Origin of the sequence: Geosporobacter ferrireducens (assembly GCF_001750685.1) — a bacterium.
Taxonomy (GTDB): domain Bacteria; phylum Bacillota; class Clostridia; order Peptostreptococcales; family Thermotaleaceae; genus Geosporobacter; species Geosporobacter ferrireducens.
This window is the reverse complement of record NZ_CP017269.1, coordinates 156,910-178,909: the sequence shown is the minus strand read 5'-3', so window position 1 is coordinate 178,909 and position 22,000 is coordinate 156,910. Positions and strand designations below refer to the sequence as shown.

The 22,000-nt window shown below is 36.5% G+C and carries 26 protein-coding genes; all 26 read left to right on the top strand.

The genetic code is table 11. The annotated features are described in order from the left end of the window. Positions 1-3: 3 nt before the first annotated feature. The 26 genes from Gferi_RS00920 to tsf all read left to right on the top strand — a co-directional run bounded on the left by Gferi_RS00920 (position 4) and on the right by tsf (position 21,901). Positions 4-420, top strand: a complete 417-nt coding sequence (locus Gferi_RS00920) for a flagellar basal body-associated FliL family protein (RefSeq protein WP_069973825.1) — start codon at positions 4-6, stop codon at positions 418-420. Positions 421-435: 15 nt separating this feature from the next. Beyond that, positions 436-1,422: a flagellar motor switch protein FliM gene (gene fliM / locus Gferi_RS00915; RefSeq protein ID WP_069973824.1), complete on the top strand. Its 987-nt coding sequence runs from the start codon at positions 436-438 to the stop codon at positions 1,420-1,422. Position 1,423: 1 nt separating this feature from the next. Further along, positions 1,424-2,572: a flagellar motor switch phosphatase FliY gene (fliY, locus tag Gferi_RS00910; RefSeq protein WP_069973823.1), complete on the top strand. Its 1,149-nt coding sequence runs from the start codon at positions 1,424-1,426 to the stop codon at positions 2,570-2,572. A gap of 14 nt (positions 2,573-2,586) precedes the next feature. Next, positions 2,587-2,949 carry a response regulator gene (locus tag Gferi_RS00905; protein WP_069973822.1) on the top strand — a complete coding sequence of 121 codons (363 nt, stop codon included), beginning with the start codon at positions 2,587-2,589 and terminating at the stop codon, positions 2,947-2,949. 21 nt (positions 2,950-2,970) lie between these two features. Then, on the top strand, positions 2,971-3,495 hold the full coding sequence (locus tag Gferi_RS00900) for a FliO/MopB family protein (protein ID WP_069973821.1): 525 nt from the start codon (positions 2,971-2,973) through the stop codon (positions 3,493-3,495). Beyond that, the gene (gene fliP, locus Gferi_RS00895) at positions 3,492-4,265 is read left to right on the top strand and encodes a flagellar type III secretion system pore protein FliP (protein ID WP_069973820.1); all 774 of its coding nucleotides are present in this window, start codon (positions 3,492-3,494) and stop codon (positions 4,263-4,265) included. The genes Gferi_RS00900 and fliP overlap by 4 nt, the downstream gene beginning before the upstream one ends. A gap of 11 nt (positions 4,266-4,276) precedes the next feature. Beyond that, positions 4,277-4,546, top strand: a complete 270-nt coding sequence (gene fliQ / locus Gferi_RS00890) for a flagellar biosynthesis protein FliQ (RefSeq protein ID WP_069973819.1) — start codon at positions 4,277-4,279, stop codon at positions 4,544-4,546. Positions 4,547-4,577: 31 nt separating this feature from the next. Further along, the gene (gene fliR / locus Gferi_RS00885; RefSeq protein ID WP_169832946.1) at positions 4,578-5,354 is read left to right on the top strand and encodes a flagellar biosynthetic protein FliR; all 777 of its coding nucleotides are present in this window, start codon (positions 4,578-4,580) and stop codon (positions 5,352-5,354) included. Between the two features lie 4 nt (positions 5,355-5,358). Continuing rightward, positions 5,359-6,447, top strand: coding sequence for a flagellar biosynthesis protein FlhB (flhB, locus tag Gferi_RS00880; RefSeq protein ID WP_069973817.1), 1,089 nt, complete (start codon positions 5,359-5,361; stop codon positions 6,445-6,447). Positions 6,448-6,458: 11 nt separating this feature from the next. After that, a complete protein-coding gene (gene flhA, locus Gferi_RS00875; protein ID WP_069973816.1) occupies positions 6,459-8,486 on the top strand; it encodes a flagellar biosynthesis protein FlhA in 2,028 nt (675 codons plus the stop codon). A 1-nt stretch (position 8,487) separates the two neighbouring features. Continuing rightward, positions 8,488-9,627 carry a flagellar biosynthesis protein FlhF gene (flhF, locus tag Gferi_RS00870; protein ID WP_069973815.1) on the top strand — a complete coding sequence of 380 codons (1,140 nt, stop codon included), beginning with the start codon at positions 8,488-8,490 and terminating at the stop codon, positions 9,625-9,627. After that, complete coding sequence (locus tag Gferi_RS00865) at positions 9,620-10,537, top strand: MinD/ParA family protein (RefSeq protein WP_069973814.1); 918 nt, start codon at positions 9,620-9,622, stop codon at positions 10,535-10,537. Before flhF ends, Gferi_RS00865 begins: the two co-directional genes overlap by 8 nt. Before the next feature lie 60 nt (positions 10,538-10,597). Next, positions 10,598-11,269 (top strand): flagellar brake protein, encoded by a 672-nt coding sequence (locus Gferi_RS00860; RefSeq protein ID WP_069973813.1) that lies wholly within the window; start codon positions 10,598-10,600, stop codon positions 11,267-11,269. Further along, positions 11,270-12,319, top strand: a complete 1,050-nt coding sequence (locus Gferi_RS00855; protein ID WP_069973812.1) for a protein-glutamate methylesterase/protein-glutamine glutaminase — start codon at positions 11,270-11,272, stop codon at positions 12,317-12,319. It begins immediately after the preceding gene. A 3-nt stretch (positions 12,320-12,322) separates the two neighbouring features. Beyond that, entirely contained in the window at positions 12,323-14,353 is a 2,031-nt protein-coding gene (locus Gferi_RS00850) for a chemotaxis protein CheA (protein ID WP_330389540.1), read from the top strand. Positions 14,354-14,383: 30 nt separating this feature from the next. Then, complete coding sequence (locus Gferi_RS27875) at positions 14,384-14,842, top strand: chemotaxis protein CheW (protein ID WP_069973811.1); 459 nt, start codon at positions 14,384-14,386, stop codon at positions 14,840-14,842. An 18-nt stretch (positions 14,843-14,860) separates the two neighbouring features. Next, positions 14,861-15,478 carry a chemotaxis protein CheC gene (locus tag Gferi_RS27870; RefSeq protein ID WP_069973810.1) on the top strand — a complete coding sequence of 206 codons (618 nt, stop codon included), beginning with the start codon at positions 14,861-14,863 and terminating at the stop codon, positions 15,476-15,478. After that, a complete protein-coding gene (locus Gferi_RS00835; RefSeq protein WP_069973809.1) occupies positions 15,478-15,963 on the top strand; it encodes a chemotaxis protein CheD in 486 nt (161 codons plus the stop codon). The genes Gferi_RS27870 and Gferi_RS00835 overlap by 1 nt, the downstream gene beginning before the upstream one ends. A gap of 13 nt (positions 15,964-15,976) precedes the next feature. Continuing rightward, positions 15,977-16,321, top strand: coding sequence for a hypothetical protein (locus Gferi_RS00830; RefSeq protein ID WP_069973808.1), 345 nt, complete (start codon positions 15,977-15,979; stop codon positions 16,319-16,321). A gap of 42 nt (positions 16,322-16,363) precedes the next feature. After that, a complete protein-coding gene (locus Gferi_RS00825; RefSeq protein ID WP_069973807.1) occupies positions 16,364-17,092 on the top strand; it encodes a FliA/WhiG family RNA polymerase sigma factor in 729 nt (242 codons plus the stop codon). Positions 17,093-17,121: 29 nt separating this feature from the next. Next, a complete protein-coding gene (locus tag Gferi_RS00820; protein ID WP_083273298.1) occupies positions 17,122-18,927 on the top strand; it encodes a FapA family protein in 1,806 nt (601 codons plus the stop codon). 19 nt (positions 18,928-18,946) lie between these two features. Next, a complete protein-coding gene (locus Gferi_RS00815; protein ID WP_069973806.1) occupies positions 18,947-19,267 on the top strand; it encodes a hypothetical protein in 321 nt (106 codons plus the stop codon). 12 nt (positions 19,268-19,279) lie between these two features. Further along, positions 19,280-19,786: a DUF6115 domain-containing protein gene (locus tag Gferi_RS00810; protein WP_069973805.1), complete on the top strand. Its 507-nt coding sequence runs from the start codon at positions 19,280-19,282 to the stop codon at positions 19,784-19,786. 1 nt (position 19,787) lies between these two features. Further along, the gene (locus Gferi_RS00805) at positions 19,788-20,246 is read left to right on the top strand and encodes an endolytic transglycosylase MltG (protein WP_069973804.1); all 459 of its coding nucleotides are present in this window, start codon (positions 19,788-19,790) and stop codon (positions 20,244-20,246) included. Positions 20,247-20,470: 224 nt separating this feature from the next. After that, entirely contained in the window at positions 20,471-21,169 is a 699-nt protein-coding gene (gene rpsB, locus Gferi_RS00800) for a 30S ribosomal protein S2 (RefSeq protein ID WP_069973803.1), read from the top strand. A gap of 84 nt (positions 21,170-21,253) precedes the next feature. Beyond that, positions 21,254-21,901, top strand: a complete 648-nt coding sequence (gene tsf / locus Gferi_RS00795; protein WP_069973802.1) for a translation elongation factor Ts — start codon at positions 21,254-21,256, stop codon at positions 21,899-21,901. Positions 21,902-22,000: the final 99 nt, after the last annotated feature.

Below are 22,000 nucleotides of genomic sequence, written 5' to 3'. Positions count from 1 at the left end.
AGAATGTCTGTAAAAAAAGTTGTTTTATTTAGCATCATCGGATTTATCGTCACTGCAGCTGTATTTGGAGGCGCTTTTTATCTGGCTGCCAATAGGAACTCAGAAAAAGCTGTCAAGGAGATAAAGACCTACAACTATTCTGTAGGAGAGCTTTACTGCAATATAAAAGATAGCAGAAAAATTCTAAAGGTAAATATTAATTTCGAGATTACAGACGAAAGGCTGTCAGCAAAATTAGATGAGAAAAAACCAAAAATCCGAAATGATATTTTAGAGCTGATAAGAAGCAAGGAAGAAACCGTACTAGTAGGTGACAAAGGTCAGCAAATGCTGCGAAATGAAATTTTAAAATCTGTAAAACAAATGATGGATACGGAGAAAATCACAAATGTATATTTTGTTGAATTTATTATCCAATAGAGGGAGGTGACGTAATTGGCCGATGTATTATCGCAAAATGAAATAGATGCTTTACTGCAAGCGCTAAGCACTGGGGAAGTAGATGTACATGAGATAGAGGAAGAAAATAAAGAAAAGAAAATTAAGAAATATGATTTTCGTAGGCCTGATAAGTTTGCAAAGGATCAATTACGAACCCTTCAGGTGATTCATGAGAATTTTTCCAGATTGCTAAATACTTATCTCTCTGGATACTTGCGAAGCTTGGTACAGATAGATGTTTTTACGGTTGAACAATTGACGTACTATGAGTTTAGTAATTCCATATCCAATCCGGCAGTTTTGGGAATTGTAGATTTCTCACCATTGCCGGGACAAATTATCATAGACATCACTCCGGATATTGCATATACCCTTATTGACAGGATTCTCGGAGGGAATGGAAAACCTATTGAAGAGGCTAGAAGCTTTACAGAGATAGAAATAACTTTGTTAAAGAAGTTAATTAAACAAATGATCCGGCTGCTAAAGGAACCTTGGGAAAATGTATTGGACATCGATCCAAAGCTGGAAAAGATTGAAACGAACTCTCAATTTGCGCAGATTATCTCTCCTAATGAAACCATTGCATTAATAACATTAAATATTAAAATAGGAGAGGTAGAAGGAATGATTAATGTATGTATTCCTCACCTTGTAATTGAATCCATTTTACCGCAATTGAGTACAAAGTTTTGGTTTACCAATGTTAAAAAAGAAATATCCGAAGAAGACCAGCAAATTGTTAAGAATAGGTTAGAAAAAAGTTATATCCCAATTCGTGCTGTAATTGGCTCTACCCATATTACAGTCAGTGATTTTATAGATTTACAGATTGGGGACGTCATTCAACTGGATACATTAGTAAATAGCGATGTAAAAATATATGTAAATCAACAATTGAAATATTATGGAAAACCTGGAATAAAAAAGAAAAAAGTCGCAGTGAAAATTTCCAGCATTGAACGGAAAGGAGATGAATAAGATGGGTGACATGTTATCACAAGAAGAAATAGATGCTCTACTTAAAGGAAATGCAAGCACTCCAAGTTCAGATAGCGGTGATCAGACAGCGGAGGTAAGGGATTTAGATGAAAACGAGAAGGATGCCCTTGGAGAAATCGGTAATATCAGCATGGGAACTTCTGCAACGACCCTCTTCACATTACTAGGTCAAAAGGTGACCATTACGACACCGCAGGTTTCAGTAATGACCATTGAAGAACTAAAAGAACAGTACCCTATTCCATTTGTAGCTGTAGAGGTCTCATACAAAGAGGGGCTGGAAGGTATCAATCTCCTTATTTTAAAGGAAGATGACGTGAAAATTATAACCGACCTGATGATGGGCGGCGATGGCAGGAATTTCACCGGAGAATTAACCGAGTTGCATTTAAGTGCCATCAGTGAGGCCATGAATCAAATGGTTGGGTCAGCATCTACTTCCTTGTCGGAAATGTTCCATACGAAGATTGATATAAATCCGCCCGCAGCTTTTGCAATTAATTTTTCTACAAAATCCATTGACATAGAGTCGCGTATGCATGATGATAGAGTAGTGAAGATAGCTTTTAAGATGGTGATTGGAGATATTATCGATAGTGAAATCATGCAGCTTTTGCCTGTTTCATTTGCAAAAAATATGGTAAATCATCTTTTTGAAAGCAGCCATACAACCTATACCAACAGTTATGAGGATGTGATTGATACGAAATCTGTGATAGAACCAAAAGGAATCATTGGAGATAGAAAAGAACATGTTCAAAGTCAAGCTGCAGCGCCTAACTATGGAGAGCCTGTTTATCGAAGAGAGCCAGTAAACGTTCAACCGGTGCAGTTCCAATCCTTTGATGAACAAGAATTACGCAGTGAAAGAGAGAATATTAGTCTTATAAAAGACGTTCCTCTGGAAGTAACTGTTGAATTAGGCAGAACTTCTAAGAAAATCAGTGAAATATTAGAGTTTGCGCCAGGTACGGTCATAGAGCTGGATAAGCTTGTGGGAGAGCCCTTGGATCTATTGGTAAATGGTCAGTATGTTGCAAAAGGAGAAGTGGTTGTTATTGACGAAAACTATGGAATTCGCGTAACAGATATCATTAATTCATCGAAGAGAATAAACAAGGTAAAGTAAAGGGAGGAACAAAAATGTCAAAAAGAATCTTAATAGTTGATGATGCTGCTTTTATGAGAATGATGATTAAAGATGTATTGACGAAAAATGGGTTTGAGGTGGTTGGCGAAGCTGAAAATGGTGCGAAAGCCATTGAAAAATATAAAGAGCTTGTTCCAAATTTAGTGATTATGGATATTACAATGCCGGAAGTGGATGGTATTCAAGCTGTAAAAGAAATTAAAAAGATAGACGGCAATGCAAAAATTGTTATGTGCTCAGCTATGGGCCAGCAAGCGATGGTTATCGAAGCGATCCAGGCAGGAGCAAGAGATTTCATTGTAAAGCCTTTCCAAGCTGATAGAGTGATCGAAGCTGTGCGAAAAGTATTAGGCTAAATGGAAGGAGAAAAAAACTGAATGATTCTTACAAATATTGTCCCGTCTGCCCTAATCACTCAGCAGGGAACAGGCAATACCGCTTTTTTATTTGTTAAGTTAATATCCTACAGTTTTATTTTTCTCATGATTGTTGCTGCAGCGTATTTTACAACGCGATATGTAGGAAGAAAGAGTGCAGCTGTAATTGGTGGTAGAAACATTCAGATTATAGAAAAGGTAGTACTCGGGTTGGAAAAATCCTTGTATATTGTTAAAGTTGGGGAGCGTTTTTTTCTGCTCGCTGCAGGCAAACAAAATGTTGAGCTTTTAACAGAAGTTAGGAAAGAAGAAATAAACCAAGCTCCTGAAGGGTCACAAGGCAGCATGATCTTTCCTAGTTTTGATACGTATCTTAAAAAGTTTTCCAAAAAACAGCCGGAAGATATCAAAGACCACGAATTGTTAACGGGTGAAGACCAAGATACCTTGCAAAAAGTGCTATCAGAATTCAAACGAAAAAATCAAAATATCAATATGTTTGAAGATAAGGATGAACAACAATGAGGATTCAAAAACGCAGATTAGGGTTAACAATTATTGGAATACTTCTTTTGGTTTTTGCTATTTCCATTACAACGTCTTATGCTGAGCCAAGAATGCCTATTCCCAGAATAGGCCTGAATATGGAGGAAGCGCAGAGTCCGCAGGAAGTAGCGAGCAGTATAGAGATCCTGTTTATCCTTACAATTCTGGCTTTAGCGCCTTCGATTTTAATGATGATGACATGCTTCACCAGAATTATTATTGTTTTATCTTTTATTAGAAAAGCTATATCAACACAAACAACACCGCCGAATCAAGTTTTGATTGGATTAGCTTTGTTTTTAACTTTTTTTATTATGGCTCCAATTGGTGCAGAAATCAATAGTACAGCAGTGCAGCCTTATCTGCAGGAAGAGATTTCCCAGGAGGCAGCACTGGAAAATGCAATGAAGCCTGTAAGAAGTTTTATGTTTAGACAGACCCGTGAAAAGGATTTGGCTTTGTTTATTGATATATCAGGAAGTGAGAAACCAAAACAGTTGGAAGATATACCTTCCAAGGCACTGATCCCTGCTTTTATTATCAGTGAGCTAAAGACAGGCTTTCAAATTGGCTTCGTATTGTTTATACCCTTTATCGTTATCGACATGGTGGTTGCCAGTACATTGATGTCTATGGGAATGATGATGCTGCCGCCAGTAATGATTTCTTTGCCTTTTAAAATTTTACTTTTTATCATGGTAGATGGATGGAATTTGATTATTAAATCCTTAATTGAAGGATTTCGTTAGGGGTGTCGCATATGACTGAAGGATTGGTCATTGAACTATTTCAGCAGGCTATGCTAAATGTGATCATTTTATCAGCACCCATGCTTTTGCTGGGACTGATCGTGGGACTAGCAGTTAGTATTTTTCAGGCTACGACACAAATTCAAGAAGCAACCCTTGCCTTTGTACCTAAAATCCTGGCAGTTTTGCTTGCTTTTATTGTTTTCGGACCTTGGCTGCTTGCTACAGCAATTGATTATACAGAAGCTTTATTTGCCAATCTAAATCGTTTTATCCAATAGATAAAGATAGGACAGGATAAACATGGAGGTAATGAACTATTTACTTGATTATTTAGGCGTTTTTTTATTAGTTTTTGCGAGGATTCTAGGGATTTTCGTCACAGCGCCAATTTTCAACTATAACAATATCCCTTTATATGGGAAAATGGGTTTTTCATTGTTCTTAGCTGTAATTCTGGTACCCATGGTGAATATTCCAGAAGCTTTAGAGTTGAGCCATTTCTATATAATGTTATTCATCAGCGCGAAGGAACTGATGACAGGAATGATGATTGGTTTTATATGCTATCTTTTTTTAAGTAGTGTATACTTGGCGGGACATATTATTGATATGGAGATTGGATTTTCTATAGCCAGCGTAATTAATCCACAGGATGATACAGAAATACCTATAATGGCCAATGTGCTTTATTTTATGGCTACATTGATGCTGCTAATAACGAATGGACATCATACACTCATTCGCGGATTGGTTCAAAGCTTTAATATGATTCCACTAAATGGGTTAAACATGAATATATTCATGATTGATAAAATTATTAGTATATTAATCACTACTTTTATCATTTCTTTTAAAATCGCTGCGCCAATTCTTGCAGCTATATTTATCACCAATGTGCTTTTAGGCATCCTTGCGAGAACTATGCCACAAATGAATGTATTTGTAGTAGGGATGCCATTGAAAATATCTGTTGGATTGATTGTAATGGTTATGATTATACCTTTATATGCTGGTTTTTTTGAGTATGTTTTTGATAGTATGTTCGAAAATCTTAAGGATTTCCTTAGCTTGATCAATAGAGGATGATAGAATGACTCTTTTTCACATCGACCTACAGCTTTTTACAGGAGAAAAAACAGAAAAAGCGACACCAAAGCGTAAGAAAGAGGCCAGGGAAAAGGGGCAAGTATTACAGAGTAAAGAAATCAACTCTGCCCTCATTCTTTTATTCACTTTTCTTGCATTATTTTTACTTGGGAAATTTATTTTTCACAATCTACGGCTTTTCACCCATAATATATTTTTAAACATAGTGAATACGGAAGATCTTTTTACGGTTAACGGTATTCATAAAATGTTTATATTGCTGGTAACGGTTACAGCAAAGTTGGTCATTCCCATTATGGGGGTCGCATTTTTAGTCGGCTTGCTGTGCAGTTATACACAGGTAGGCTTTCTATTTACCACAAAAACACTTGGAATTAAGTTTGATAGAATTAATCCTATTAATGGATTTAAGAAGATTTTTTCAAAAAAGACCGTTGTAGAATTTATAAAATCCCTTTTGAAAATTAGCGTAGTTGGGTATGTCACATTCAGTTATGCGTTGAAGCAGTCAAAGGAAGTATTAAATATTCTGGATATGAGTATTGAAAGCATTGTCGGCTTTATTGGCAATACAACGATTCAAGTAGCTTTCCGTGCCGCAATTGTGCTAATACTGCTGGCTGTTATGGATTACTTTTTTCAAAAGTGGGAATTTGAGAATGATTTAAAAATGTCAAAGCAAGAGATTAAGGAAGAGTATAAGCAAACAGAAGGAGATCCTCAGATAAAATCAAAAATCAAAGAAAAGCAGAGACAGATATCGATGCGCAGAATGATGCAGGATGTACCGAAGGCTGATGTGATTATAACCAATCCAACTCATTATGCTGTTGCAATACGCTATGACAGCAATTTAGACGCAGCTCCTATTCTGTTGGCTAAAGGGGTAGATCTCATTGCACAAAACATTAAAAAAGCAGGGAATGAACATGAAATACCGATTGTAGAAAACAAATTGCTGGCAAGAACAATTTTTTACCAAGTGGACATAGGTGCAAACATTCCACCTGATCTTTATCAAGCAGTAGCTGAGGTTTTAGCCTATGTATATCAATTAAAAAACATATATTAGGGGGAACATCCATGAAGTTTGGTGATATTGTTGTATCACTGGCAATCATTGCAGTCATAATGATTATTATTATACCGGTACCATTACCGGCTTTGGATATACTGCTTAGCTTAAATATATCTTTATCCTTACTTATTCTTCTGATTGCCATATATAATAAGGAGCCGCTCCAATTTTCTGTATTTCCATCAATGCTCCTTTTAACAACGCTATATAGATTATCATTAAATATATCAACTACAAGATATATTTTATCAAGAGGAAATGCAGGAAATGTAATTCAGGCATTTGGTGACTTTGTAATCGGAGGAAATGCAGTAGTCGGTTTTATTGTCTTCTTGATTATTGTAATTATTCAGTTTATGGTAATCACCAAGGGAGCAGAAAGAGTTTCTGAAGTTGCAGCCCGGTTTACATTGGATGCAATGCCAGGAAAGCAAATGGCTATCGATGCGGATTTGAATTCTGGCTTAATCAGTGAAACCGATGCAAGAGAAAGAAGATTACGCATTCAGAGAGAAGCAGATTTTTATGGTTCTATGGATGGAGCCAGTAAATTTGTAAAAGGGGATGCCATTGCAGGAATTATCATTACACTTATAAATATTATAGCAGGCTTTATCCTTGGAATGACTGGCGGAGGATTAACCTTTGCTGAGGCAATGCAAAAATACACATTGCTGACAGTAGGAGATGGTCTGGTGAGCCAGATTCCTGCACTTTTAATTTCAACAGCTACTGGTATCGTAGTTACCCGTGCAGCATCAGACTCAGATTTAGGAAATGATGTGATTCGTCAGCTCTTTAACCAGCCCAAAATCATGTTTATCATTGCAGGCGTATTATTTTTTCTAGGACTGACACCCTTGCCAAACACGCCCTATTTTTTACTTAGCATTATGTTTCTTGTATTAGGTTTCGTTCTACACAAATCATTAAAAGAAAATGAAATCCAGGAAAAAGAAACTGCTCAGGATGTAGAAGTTGAAGAAATTAGAAAACCGGAAAATGTTATTCCGCTTCTGCAGGTAGATCCTATCGAACTTGAATTTGGTTATGGAATTATACCATTGGCTGATCCAAATCAAGGTGGAGACTTATTTGACCGATTGGTTATGATTAGACGGCAATGTGCACTTGAGCTGGGAGTTATCGTGCCGATGATCCGGTTGCGGGACAACATCCAATTGGAACCAAACCAGTATATTATTAAAATCAAAGGCATTGAAGTTTCTGATGGAAGTATTGTTTTTGATCATTATTTAGCGATGAATCCTGGAAATGCTGAAGGAAATATAGTTGGTATTGATACTGTAGAGCCAGCCTTTGGCTTGGCTGCCAAGTGGATAACCGAAGATGAAAGGGAAAAGGCGGAAATATTCGGTTATACTGTCGTAGACGCTTCTTCGATTATCTCAACCCATCTCACTGAGATCATTAAGAAACATGCCCATGAGCTGTTAGGTAGACAGGAGGTTAAATCTTTAATTGACAATGTAAAAGAACATCATAATGCGTTGGTAGATGAACTGGTACCTAAAATATTGGGCTTAGGAGATATTCAAAAAGTTCTCGCAAACTTACTGCGAGAAGGGGTTTCTATAAGAGATATGATTACCATATTGGAAACTTTGGCAGATTATGGACCGATTACCCGTGATACAGATCTGTTAACCGAATATGTCAGACAAGCCCTAGCCAGAGCAATTACAAAACAGTTTATCAGCAGCAAAAAGGCAAAAGTGATTACCCTGGACGGAGAGTTGGAACAAATGATTATGGAATCTATACAGCAATCTGAACATGGTTCCTATCTAAGCCTAGATCCAGTGACTACACAATCCATACTCAATAATCTGGCACAGCAGGTGCAAAAATTGATGTCTGTGGGAGAGCAGCCAATTATTCTTACTTCTCCTATTGTGAGATTTTATTTCAAAAGACTAACGGAGCAGCTAAGTTCAGATCTGATTGTACTATCATATAATGAAATCGATTCAAAAGTAGAGGTTCAGTCTATAGGAACGGTGGGGGCTTAGAATGAAAGTAAAAAGATATATTGGTAATGATCCACAAGAAACTATGCTTAAAATAAAGTCAGAGCTTGGTTCAAATGCGGTCATATTACACTCCCGCAAAATAAAAAAGCCTGGGATATTCGGATTTATGAAGAAACCATTAATTGAGATGGTTGCAGCAATAGAGGAAAACAAAGAGAAACAGGAAAAGGATGCACTAAGAGGAAGAATTGGGCTCTCTGGAACGAATGCTGTTCATTCGGAAGGAAATAAAATCGATTTATTGCAAAATCAAGTAGGGAATATCGAAAATCTCCTAAATAATGTATTAAATAAAATTGGATACAGTCAGGATGATAAAGAAGACAGTCAAGAAACGCTCTATAAAAAATATCATGATCTTTTGGTTTTGAATGATATTGAACCAGAGTTAGCGGATAGAATTTTAGCCATCGTAAGAAAGCAGGTAAGTTTTGCTGAAGGTCATGAAGAAGCCATTTTAAAGACAATTAGAATTGTGGTAAGAGAGTACCTGGAGACACCGGAGACGATTGGCGACAGCTTTGAAAAGAACAAAGTAGTCGTGTTTGTCGGACCTACTGGAGTGGGAAAGACAACAACTTTAGCAAAGTTGGCGGCAAAACTGTCGATTACAAAAGGAAAGCGTGTAGGCGTTATCACTTCAGATACCTATAGAATTGCAGCGGTAGAGCAGCTTAAAATATATAGTGAGATATTAAGCATTCCAATTCGAATTGTTTATGAACCCACGGAGATCGCTGAAGCCATTGAAGCTTTTTCAGACAGGGATATTATTCTCGTAGACACAGCTGGCAGAAATCATAAAAATGAAGAACAACTGAAAGAAATTAAGGCCTTGTTGGAAAATATAAAGGATCCTGAAATCTTTTTAGTCATGAGTGCTACAACCGGAAATAGAGATATGGCCAGCATTGTAAAATATTACCAATTTATTCAGAGTTATAAAATCATTTTTACGAAGTTAGATGAAGCCGTTACAGTTGGCAATATTTTAAATGCAAAACTACAGACAGGAAAAAAACTTTCTTATATAACTACAGGACAAAGCGTCCCAGATGATCTGGAAATTGCACATCCCGATAAACTAGCAAACATGATTGTAGGTGAAATCCATGAGTGATCAGGCACAGCGGCTAAGAGATATGATCAACACGATGAAAAAACAGCGGATGTACGAAAACAATAAAGAAGCAGACCTAGAAGTGGAAATGAAAGAAGAAGTACATGCAAGAGTCATCACCATTACAAGTGGAAAGGGTGGTGTTGGGAAGACGAACTTTACAATTAATTTAGGCCTTGCCTTGAGAAAGCTTGGATATCGCGTCACAATCTTAGATGCTGATTTAGGATTAGCAAATATTGATGTAGTAGTAGGTTTGATTCCGAAATACACATTGGCTCATGTAATTCGCAATGAAAAAACCATTGAAGAGGTTATCGTGGAAGGGCCAGAAGGTATAAAGATTGTTTCAGGAGGGTCCGGATTAAGCGAACTGGTAAATCTATCTGAGGAGCAGCTGTCAAATTTAATTCATAGCTTGAAGAGCCTGGGAAGATCCGCAGATTTCTTACTAGTAGATACGGGAGCAGGCATTAACCATTCAGTGATGTCCTTTGTACATGCCACCAATGAAATTGTATTGGTTACTACGCCAGAACCAACTTCTATTACGGATGCCTATGCAATGATCAAAAATATTGTTTCACAAGATAAGGATAAGAAAATTCGATTGCTTATTAATCGAATAGAAAATAATCAAGAAGGGGCAGCTATATTTGAAAAATTAAATACTGCAGCGCAACGATTTTTAAATGTATCTTTAGAGAAATTGGGGTATCTATATGATGACGCCAGTGTGTCAAAAAGCGTTAAGTCCCAAGTTCCCTTTATTTGCAACTATCCAAATAGTCTTGTAAGCCAAGGTGTTTTTACCATCGCATCAAGGATCATAAACGAAGCCAATGGAGAGATCTATCAGGTTGGCAGCTTTAAAAGGTTTATGAATAGATTATTCCACGGATATCGATAGTTAAGAAATAAATTAACTATATGTGTGATCATCAAACCGAGAGGAGGAAAAGTAGCACTTATGAGCAGCAATGTAAATCTACCTGGTGTTGGTGATAAAATTGAAATAGAAATTAAGAGGGAAAAAAACTTTGAAAAAGAAAAACCCTTGATTAGCCAGGTTCTGGATGTTATCGATCCGCAGCATCAATTTATCGCTACACCTATTCTAAATAGTACGATTGTAAGTATTCCTAATGATACTGTTATAAGGGTTATTTATTATAAAAAGAGTGCGGGTGTATACTCTTACCTGGCAAAGATTATTGGAAGAAAAACTGTGAATAATATTTCATACCTTAAGGTTCAGAAAATTGGGAACATCTTAAAAACGCAGAGAAGAAATTTTTTCCGGCTAGATGTGGTATTAAATGCGAAGATCAAAGTTATTGAGCCTCAAGAAAATAAAGAACTAAACATAGATGTTTTGACAAAAGACCTCAGCGGAGGCGGGACAAAGATGATCAGTAAAGTAAAATTATCGCCTGGTACAAACATTCAAGTAACAATTGAGGCCGACGGTAATTATATTATTACAGAAGGGAAGATCATTCGTTGTATTCCATGTTTAGAATCGGATTATCCCTTTGAGTTAGGAGTAATTTTCGAAGATATAGATGAGAAAATAAGAACGCAAATTGTTTCATTTATTTTTGATTATCAAAGAAAAATGAGAAAAAAGGGATTGATTTAAATGAAAAAGATATCTGTATTGGTAGTAGACGATTCTGCTTTCATGCGCAGAGTCATTACGGACATTATAGAATCAGAACCTCAGCTCAAGGTAGTGGATACAGCAAAAAATGGGAAAGAAGCCATTGAAAAAATCAAATCTGTACTACCCGATGTGGTGACGATGGATGTAGAAATGCCTATTATGGACGGCATTACAGCTTTGAAAGAAATTATGCAAGAGAAGCCGGTTCCAATCATTATGCTTAGTAGTTTAACTCAGGAGGGAGCAGATGCTACAGTAAAAGCATTAAGCTTAGGGGCAGTTGATTTTATTACGAAGCCTACAAGTATTTTTAAAATGAATACGGAAGACATGAAAATACATCTAATCGATAAGATAAAAATAGCAGCAAAAGTTAAGCTTCAATCTCAAAACACATTTTTACCACAGCAGAAAGTTACTGTTGTGAAAAACATGTCCCATGGCAGCTTAGGCCTAAAAAAAATTATAGCAATAGGAACTTCGACAGGCGGCCCAAGAGCGTTGCAGGAAGTACTTCCTTATCTACCGCAAAATTTGCCTGCAAGCATTTTAGTTGTTCAACATATGCCGCCAGGCTTTACCAGATCCCTGGCAGAACGATTAAATAGCATCTCCCAGATTCATGTAAAAGAAGCAGAAGATGATGACATATTGCAGCCTGGATATGCTTACATTGCTCCCGGAGACCATCATTTGAAAGTTATCAAGACGGGAAGCACATATCGTATTCGCCTGACGCAGGAAGAACCTGTCTCCGGACATAGACCTTCTGTTGATATGATGATGAATTCACTGGCACAGCTGCAAATCAGCAATATTATGGGTGTGATTATGACGGGAATGGGTTCAGACGGGGCAAAAGGGATGAAAAATTTAAAAAACCAAAAAGCATATAATATTGCACAAAACGAAGATACCTGTGTTGTCTACGGTATGCCAAAGTCAGCAGTAAATCTGGGGTGTATCGATGAAATAATACCATTACAAGAAATTGCGGAAAAGATCACAAAAGTGGTGGGGGTGTAAAATATGATGGATATGGGTCAATATTTAGAAATATTTATCGAGGAATCAAAAGAAAATTTACAGAATATGAATCAGAGCTTGCTGGATTTAGAGAACAATTATGGGGATAAGAATATATTAAATGATATTTTCCGTGTTGCACATACGCTAAAAGGTATGTCAAGCACTATGGGATTTAGCAAAGTAGCCAGCTTAACCCACGAGATGGAGAATGTGCTGCAGGCTTTACGAAACAATGAAATTTCTACTTCAGAGAAAATTATTGACCTCCTCTTTGAATGTCTGGATATATTGGAAGAGTATATTACGGAAATATCCAATATCGGTGATGAAGGGGATATAGAATCGGATCACTTGGTAAAAAAATTAAACAATATCATGAATGCAGATACGGAATTGGTGAATCAAGAAAACCATTCAGAAGAAATAGCGGTATCCAGCAATGAAGTTATCATTGAAACTGAAGAATTCTCAAGAAATATTGTAGAAAAAGCGGTACAGGAAGGGTACAGCGGATATCGAATAAAAGTAGAGTTAAATCCAAATTGCATGCTCAAATCTGCAAGAGCCTTTATTGTTTTCAATACGATTGAAAGAGATTGTGAGATTTTAAAATCCAGCCCATCTGTTGAAGACATTGAAGATGAAAAGTTTGACACCTCATTTGAATTAATTATTCTTACAAAAATAGATGAGGGAGAGTTAAAAGAAGAGTTATCAAGCATTTCGGAAGTTGAGTCTGTAATTATTGAAAAAATCGTGTTAAAAGAATATAATACGCTTGCTGAGCATTCCGAAACAGAAACAGAAACAAAACAAGACATGGACATGGAAGACAATGCTGATGAAGAAGAAGATAAGAAGCAGTCAAAAACAAAAAAACCAAAGGTTGGAAAAACCGTTCGAGTAGATATTGACCGTTTAGATAATCTAATGAATCTAGTAAGTGAGCTAATCATCATTAAAACAAGGCTGGAAGATATTGATGATGATGGACGTAAGCAAAATATGAATGAGGCAATTGAGTACTTGGAGAGAATTACCACAAGCTTGCATGATGCTGTAATGAAAGTAAGAATGGTACCGATTGAGAGAGTGTTTAACAGATTCCCAAGGATGATCAGGGATCTTTCAAAGGAGCTGGGAAAAGAGATATCCCTATTTATGTCAGGTGAGGAAACTGAAGTAGACAGAACCGTTATTGATGAGATCGGAGATCCATTGATCCATTTGATTCGCAACTCAATCGACCATGGAATTGAAGATCCGCAAACACGAAAAAGATTAGGAAAGCCTGATGCAGGTACAGTGAAATTGATTGCATACCCTGATGGGAATAGTGTAGTCATCGAAGTAGAGGATGATGGACAAGGAATTAATATAGAAAGAGTTAAAGCAAAGGCTTTGGAAAAAGGGATCATTACGAAGGACCAATCTGACGCTATGGATGAAAAGGAAGCCATCCATTTATTGTTCCATGCAGGCTTTAGTACGGCAGACAAGATATCGGATATTTCCGGAAGGGGTGTAGGGTTAGACGTTGTAAAGACAAAGATTGAATCCCTGGGCGGAATTGTAGAGGTACAGACTATAAAAAATAAAGGAAGCAAATTTATTATACGCTTGCCGTTGACACTGGCAATTATACAGGCACTTTTAGTCAATATTGGGTTAGAAAAATATGCAATTCCACTTAATTCTATAAAAGAAATTATTACGATTAAAACAGCTTCCATTAGAAAAGTGCAAAATCAAGAAGTGGTTTTATATAGAAATCACACCTTGCCGATTTTACGAATGGGTAAAATTCTAAATGTTGATCGGAAAGAACCTGAAAAAGAGGACTTAATCGTGGTTGTCGTGAAGAAAGGTGATAAGACAGCAGGATTTATAGTAGACAGCCTAATTGGGCAGCAGGAGATTGTTATTAAATCATTAGGCAAATTTCTTTCTGGTATCAAAGTCATCGCGGGTGCAACAATTTTAGGAAATGGACAAGTCGCATTAATTGTGGACACAAATTCTCTTTTTTAATGGAATAATGAGAGCAAGGAGAGTGATTTCATGAATCATCAAAAAAGTTCAGTGGAGCAGCAATATGTGTTGTTTAAATTAGATAACGAGTTCTATGGTATTGATATTCTTCAGGTTGAAACAATAGAAAAGGTAATGGACATTACCAGAGTTCCCCATGCGCTACCTTATGTACAGGGTGTAATTAATCTAAGGGGAGAAGTTGTTCCGGTGATTAATCTAAGAAAGCGCTTCAATCTTCCAGAAGTAGCTCTTGATGAGGAATCGAGAATCATGATCATATCCATTGAAGATATGATTGTTGGATTATTGGTCGATTCCTCATCGGAAGTAATTCAACTAGAAGATGCGGATGTAGACGAAGCTCCGGAGTTGGGAGAACAAAAAGACAACGAGTATATTAAAGGAATTGGAAAAAATGAGGATAGAATCATCATTCTGCTGGATTTGAAAAAAATATTGGGGATTACGGATACCAACGAATTATAATGAGTAGGAGGAGGCAAAGTGGGAATTACGCTAGATGAATTAAATGGTATACAACTGGATGTACTAAAGGAAATTGGGAATATCGGTGCAGGAAATGCAGCTACTGCTCTGGCAAAAATGATTGACAAAAAGATTGACATGAATGTACCTAAAGTTCAAATTCTTGAATTCAAAGAAGTCCCCGAATTAATTGGAGGCGAGGAAACGCCTGTCTGCGGCATCTATTTTCGTGTAGAGGGTGATATCACAGGACATATTATGTTTCTGCTGGCATTAAAATCTTCTAAATCGCTAACTAACATGCTGATGGCAAGAGATGATGAAACTGAGGCAATGGATGAAATTGAGCAATCTGCTATTCAGGAAATCGGGAATATTCTATCGGGTTCATATGTATCTTCTTTATCGGCGTTAACAAATCTAAACATCAAAATATCTATCCCCTCTCTAGCCATTGATATGGCAGGAGCAATATTAAGTGTCCCTGTTATTCAATATGGACAAATGGGAGACAAGGTATTATTAATTGAAACAGAACTTATAGAGGGTGGGCATCAAGTAAAGGGATTCTTCTTTTTGATTCCAGATATGGAGTCTTTTGAAACACTATTAAGCAGCTTGGGAGTATTAAAATAATGAGTGAAATTAAAAAAATTGGAATGGCTGATTTAAATGTCATAAAGAATCCTGGCATTTTAACAACGCTGGGCTTGGGTTCTTGTGTTGGGATTACGCTATATGATCCAATAACTAAAATCGCAGGAATGGCCCATATTATGCTGCCCTCTAGTAAAACAATACGAAATAATACCAATGCTGCAAAATTTGCGGATACAGGGACGCAACTGCTGCTGGAAGAGGTTTTAAAATTAGGCGCTAGCCGCGGGAGACTTCTAAGTAAATTAGCTGGTGGGGCGCAAATGTTCAGCTTTGCAAATAAGAATGATATCATGAAAATTGGTGAGCGAAATGTTATTGCCGTAAAAGAAGTACTGCAAGAACTTAGAATTCCTATTATTGCAGAAGATACAGGCGGAAACTTTGGAAGAACCATTGAATTGTATGCTGATTCAGGCATTTTGCTAGTTAAGACCATCGGTCATGGAACGAAACAAATTTGATAGGAGTCCTCATATGAAATCTTTAAAATCAATACCTTATTATCTGTTAGTCTTTTCGATATTTATCAGTACGCTCATTGCAGCCTTCCACAATATTAGTTTCATTAGCTATATAAAGAGATCCCTTCTCTTTGTTATTCTAATTTTTATTGCCAGTCTAGTTATTTCAAAAACATTACAGAAAAGTAAGTCAACTGAAGAAGCTAAGCCAACCATAGAATTGACAGTACCGGCCGAACAAATTACCTTAGACTACGGGGTAGAAAATTCAAGTGAAGAGGATTACATGGCAACGGAAGAAGAAGGCGATTTTGCACCCATGGATTTTCGGGAATATAAAGAAAAAAACGAAGAATAGCCGCCTCTTGAAAGTAGAATTGTATCCTAGGGGGTAAAGCAAATGGACAAAGAAGTTATGTGGGAAAAATACGCGAAATCAAGGGATAAAGCTCTAAAGGATCAGTTAATCGTCGGGTACGTTGATCTTGTTAAAATCATTGCCGGAAGATTATATACGAATTACGGAAAAACGGTAGAGTTTGATGACTTAGTCAGCTACGGAATTTTCGGCCTCATTGATGCGATTGAAAAATTTGATCCTACAAAAAATGTTAAGTTTGAAACCTATGCCTATATACGAGTAAGAGGCGCTATTATTGACCAACTCAGAAATTTAGACTGGATTCCCCGATCTGTACGCCAAAAGCATAAGAAACTTGAAGATATTTATAAGACCATTGAGAATGAATTTGGGAGAAGTGCTAGTGATGAGGAAGTAGCGGAGCGGCTTGGCGTAACAATGGATGCTTTTAATGGTATACTATCAGAAATTCATTCTTTTACAGTTGTATCATTAGAAGAAAAAGTTTTAAATAATTCAAACTTTTCGATCATAGATGACGATATAAATAGTGAACCGCAAACTTATTTTGAGCAGGAAGAGTTAAAAAGCACATTAATAGAGTTGATTCAAAATTTGCCCGAACGCGAAAGGAAAATCATTACCTTATACTACTATTCTGAGTTAACTTATAAAGAAATTTCCACAATATTAGGTGTATCTGAATCAAGAATTTCCCAATTGCACACAAAAGCAGTGATGAAATTGCGGGGAAAGTTGGAAAAATAAACTGAATAGCCAGATGGGAGTGGGGACTTGTGGAGAATAATTTTATTATCGTAGAGGGAAAAACTTTTGATGAAGCAGTTGAACAGGGACTGAAGACATTAGATTGTGACCGGGAAAATGTAACTATTGAAGTGTTAGAAGAAGGCAAATCAGTTCTAAATGTTACATTAAAGAAGCACAAGATAAAGATGACAAAGATTCATAAACCAGTTTCAAAAAATGACCCCCAAGAATCGTTAAGTGAAAATGGACGATTTGAAATTAAGACAATGGATCAGGAGAGCTTTTTATACATCTATCCGCCTAAAGGGGGAGGAAGCCCTGTTAGTGCGGATGAAATTGCTTTTGCATTGCAGAGAAAACAGATCGATAATATGAATATGGAAAAGTTAAAAGCTTTTGCGGCCAAAAGAGATTTGTTTATAGTGAATATAAATGCTTTAACAGGTGACAATCCTATCGATGGACAAGTAATTGTAGAAATTTCTAAAGATGTAATGACCGCGGTTGTAACACTTCTTCCACCTGAGGGAGGGAGAAGCCTTACCACAGAAGAAGTAGTCGAAAAGTTAAATAAGAATCATGTAGTTTTTGGAATCGATGAAAATAAGATTCAGGAAATATTAACCCATGAGAGATATTATCAAAAACATATTGTTGCTACAGGTGCAGCGCCTATACAGGGGACGGATGGTAAAATAAATTATCTTTTTAACGTGAATGCAAAAATAAAACCAGAAGTTCTTGAGGATGGCAAGGTGGATTTTAAGGAATTAAACCTGATTCAGAATGTAAAAAAAGGAGATGTCGTTGCAGAACGGATTATGCATACAGAGGGTACTGATGGGATGACTGTGATCGGAAGGCCTCTAAAAGCAAAATCAGGGAAGCCGATCAATTTCAAAAAAGGGAAAAATGTCGTTGAAAGTTCTGACGGTTTACAGCTGATTGCAGATGAAGACGGACAAGTAAAAGTAATAGAGGATAAAGTATCTGTACTGCAGGTTTTCGAGGTTAATGGAAATGTAGATAATGCTACCGGTAATATTTCATTTAACGGAAGAGTTGTTGTAAAAGGAAATGTTGCAACCGGTTTTAAAATAGAATGTGATGGAGATATTGAGGTTCTAGGTGTAGTAGAAGGTGCAACCCTCATAGCAGAAGGAAATATCATATTACACAAGGGAATCCAAGGGAATCATAGCGGAAAGCTAATTAGTAAGCAGGATATTGTTGCACGGTATATGGAAAATTGCTATGCAAAAGCTGCCGGAAATATCTTAGCGGATGCTGTAATGCATTGTAACTTGGAATCAAAGAATAAAATCACTGTTTCAGGCAAGAGAGGCTTGATTGTCGGTGGCGTGGTAAGGGCAAATAGTGAGATTGCTGCCAAGTATATTGGTTCTACTATGGCCACAAGTACAAAGATTGAAGTAGGGATTGATCCCGAGTTAAAGGAGCGGTATGATCAGTTAAAAGGGGAAATGGAGCTGCTGTATAAAAACAAAGAAAACGTTATGAAAGCAGTAGAATTGCTTACAAAAATGTCAAAAATGGGCCCCTTACCACCAGATAAAGAGCAGATTTTAACAAAATCTATTTCTACCAATGCGTATTTAGAGGAAAAAATAGAAAAGATAAATGATGAATTAGTTAATATAAAATACATACTGCAAACCCTGTCAGGGGGCAAGATTAATGTATCGGCTACAGTTTATCCAGGCGTAAAACTGTTTATTGGAAATTCTATGTATTTCGTTAGAGACCAGATCCAATGTTCTACTTTTATAAGGGAAAATGGAGAGATTAGAATAGCACCCTATATGGGCTAAAGGTTAGGGGGGGGTAACAATGGCCATAAGACCAATTGATTTTCAAATCTTAATCCCTAAAACACAACAGACATCCCAAGATTATCAGTCCCAGCAAAATAAAATCCGTCTCGAGCAGCAGCATCTTATTCAATCAGATCAAAAAGAAACAGAACATCATTTAAATAAAGTAAACGCTTTTTCAAATAAAGATGAGTCTAGAATTAAGGATCATAGGGAAAAAAATGGAAAGGGAAGCAAACATTCTAATGGAAGAAAGCGAGAAAATAAAAAAGATGCTTCAAATCAAGAAGAATCTACAGTACCAGGTGTTGGTGGAAATATTGATATTAAGATATAGTTGGGGGTTCAAATGATAAACTATGTTATCTTTACAATCGGCATCATTGTGATCGTTATTTCACTTCTTATCTTTAAAAAAGATACAGTCCAAGATTCAAAGATAGATTTGAAAAAGGTAAAGGAAGAGCAGCGGAAACTAATGGAATGCATTGAAATTGGAGAAGAAATCATTGAAGAGATCAATCAAGTTGGTGTTCATGTGATTGAAAAGATTGACAAAAAGACAATGGAGCTCCGGAATTTAATGAAGAATTGTGAAGAAAGCTCTTTACAATCTATTCATGAAGATTTAAAACAAAGAACATTACAGGAAGAAGTACCCATTGCAGAACCGGATATAAAAAAACAAAACATAGAACCACCAGAGAGATCATCTGTAGATTTAGAGCCAGAGGAAGATTTGTCGGAGAAAATATTGAAATTAAAAGCATCGGGATATACGATTTCTCAGATTGCCAAAGAATTAGACAAGGGAATTGGAGAAGTTCAATTGATTCTACAATTAAAAAAGAGGTGACATGTTGGATAAAAAAAATCTCAGAATATTGTTGCTAGGAGTAGGAATCGGACTAATACTATCTTCTAGTTTGAATCTCTTTTTCCAAAGTAGTAATCAAAAAAAGATTACACCAGAGTATATCCGGGCAGAAGCACGCAGGCTAGGAATGATAGAGCCTAAGGAATACTTTGACAAATCTGTGACTGATCAAAATCAAACTGCAGATAATCAACAACTAGAAATTGAAGAAGAAGCTGTAGTTGTTATTGTAATTAGGAAAGGCAATACAAGTGAAGATGTAGCGAAGCTTCTTAAAGAAAATAACCTTGTCGAATCGGAAAATATGTTTTTGAACCGAATTTATGCACGAAAAGCGGCTAGCAAGCTACAGACAGGAAGCTATGCTTTTAATAAAAATATGACGGTAGATGAAATGATTGATGCGATGCTGATAGGAAATAAGCCCTCTGGAAATTAGCAAAGATTCTTTCCAAATAAGATCAGTAGAGTATAGAAAGTATAAAATTGGCAATAATATTTTTTAGAGTCAATAGATGTATAAATTTTGGGTTGCAAAAAACCTTTGGGTTATGTTATACTACTTAAGGTGATTAAACACACACACTTTGGAATTTTCAACAGGGTCCTTCGGGTCGTTGAAAAGATGAACAAGGTGGAGGAAAAAACCAGGGAGGTGAAAAAATGTCAGTTATTTCAATGAAGCAATTATTAGAAGCAGGTGTACACTTCGGTCATCAGACAAGAAGATGGAATCCCAAAATGGCTGAATACATTTTTACAGAGAGGAACGGTATATACATTATCGACCTTCAAAAAACTGTAAAAAAAGTAGAGGAAGCTTACAGCTTCGTAAAGGAAATTGCAGAAAGCAATAAGACGATTTTGTTTGTAGGTACAAAGAAACAAGCACAAGAGTCCATTGAACAAGAAGCAAAAAGAAGCGGTATGTATTTTGTAAATCAAAGATGGCTTGGTGGTATGCTTACAAACTTCAAAACCATTCGAAAGAGAATTGACCGTTTGAATGAGTTAGTAAAAATGGAAGAGCAAGGATTGTTTGAGGTACTGCCTAAGAAGGAAGTAATTAAGCTGAAAAATGAACAAGAGAAGCTTGAAAAATTCCTAGGTGGAATCAAAGAAATGAACGATATCCCAGGCGCACTATTTGTTGTAGATCCAAGAAAAGAAAGAATTGCAGTAAAAGAAGCTCAAATTCTAGGGATTCCTGTAGTTGGAATTGTAGATACTAACTGTGATCCTGAAGAAGTGGATTATGTAATTCCAGGTAATGACGATGCAATTCGTGCAGTAAAGTTGATCACAGCAAAAATTGCAGATGCAATCATAGAAGGAAGACAAGGCGAGCAAATGGAAGAGTAATCACTAATGGTAAGGGTTAAGGAGGGATTTTTTCCCTTACTGCTCTTACCTTTTATAATATTTGATACTTGAGGAGGCGTTTGTATGGCTGTTTCAGCAGCAATGGTGAAAGAACTAAGAGAAAAAACCGGTGCAGGAATGATGGATTGTAAGGGTGCACTACAAGAATCAAATGGAAATATGGATAAGGCAGTAGAAATATTAAGAGAAAAAGGTTTAGCAAAGGCAGCAAAAAAATCTGGCAGAATTGCAGCAGAGGGCTTGGTAGAATCTTATATTCATGGCGGAAGAATCGGTGTTTTGGTTGAAGTAAATAGTGAGACGGATTTTGTTGCTAAAAATGAGGAGTTCAAAAAGTTCGTTAAAGATGTAGCTATGCAGATTGCAGCTTCTAATCCACAGTACATAAGAAGAGAAGAAATTGCTGAAGATGTAATTAATAAAGAAAGAGAAATTTTAAGAGTGCAAGCTTTAAATGAAGGAAAACCTGAAAAGATCGTAGATAAAATGGTTGACGGAAGAATTGAAAAGTTCTTTAAGGAAGTATGTCTGCTAGAACAACCTTTTATAAGAGATCCTGAAATTACTATACAAGATCTATTAAATGAAAAAATCGCTAAAATTGGCGAGAACCTTTCAATTAGAAGATTCGTTCGCTTCGAAGTTGGAGAAGGTATTGAAAAGAAAGAAGAAAATTTTGCAGAAGAAGTTGCGAAACAAATTAATAATTAATCGGACAATTAAACATAGAGAACACGGCGTGTGTTCTCTTTTTTAAGATAACCCTCCTGGAGGGTGAAGGGTTTTTAGCAGTTATGTAGAATAATTAGA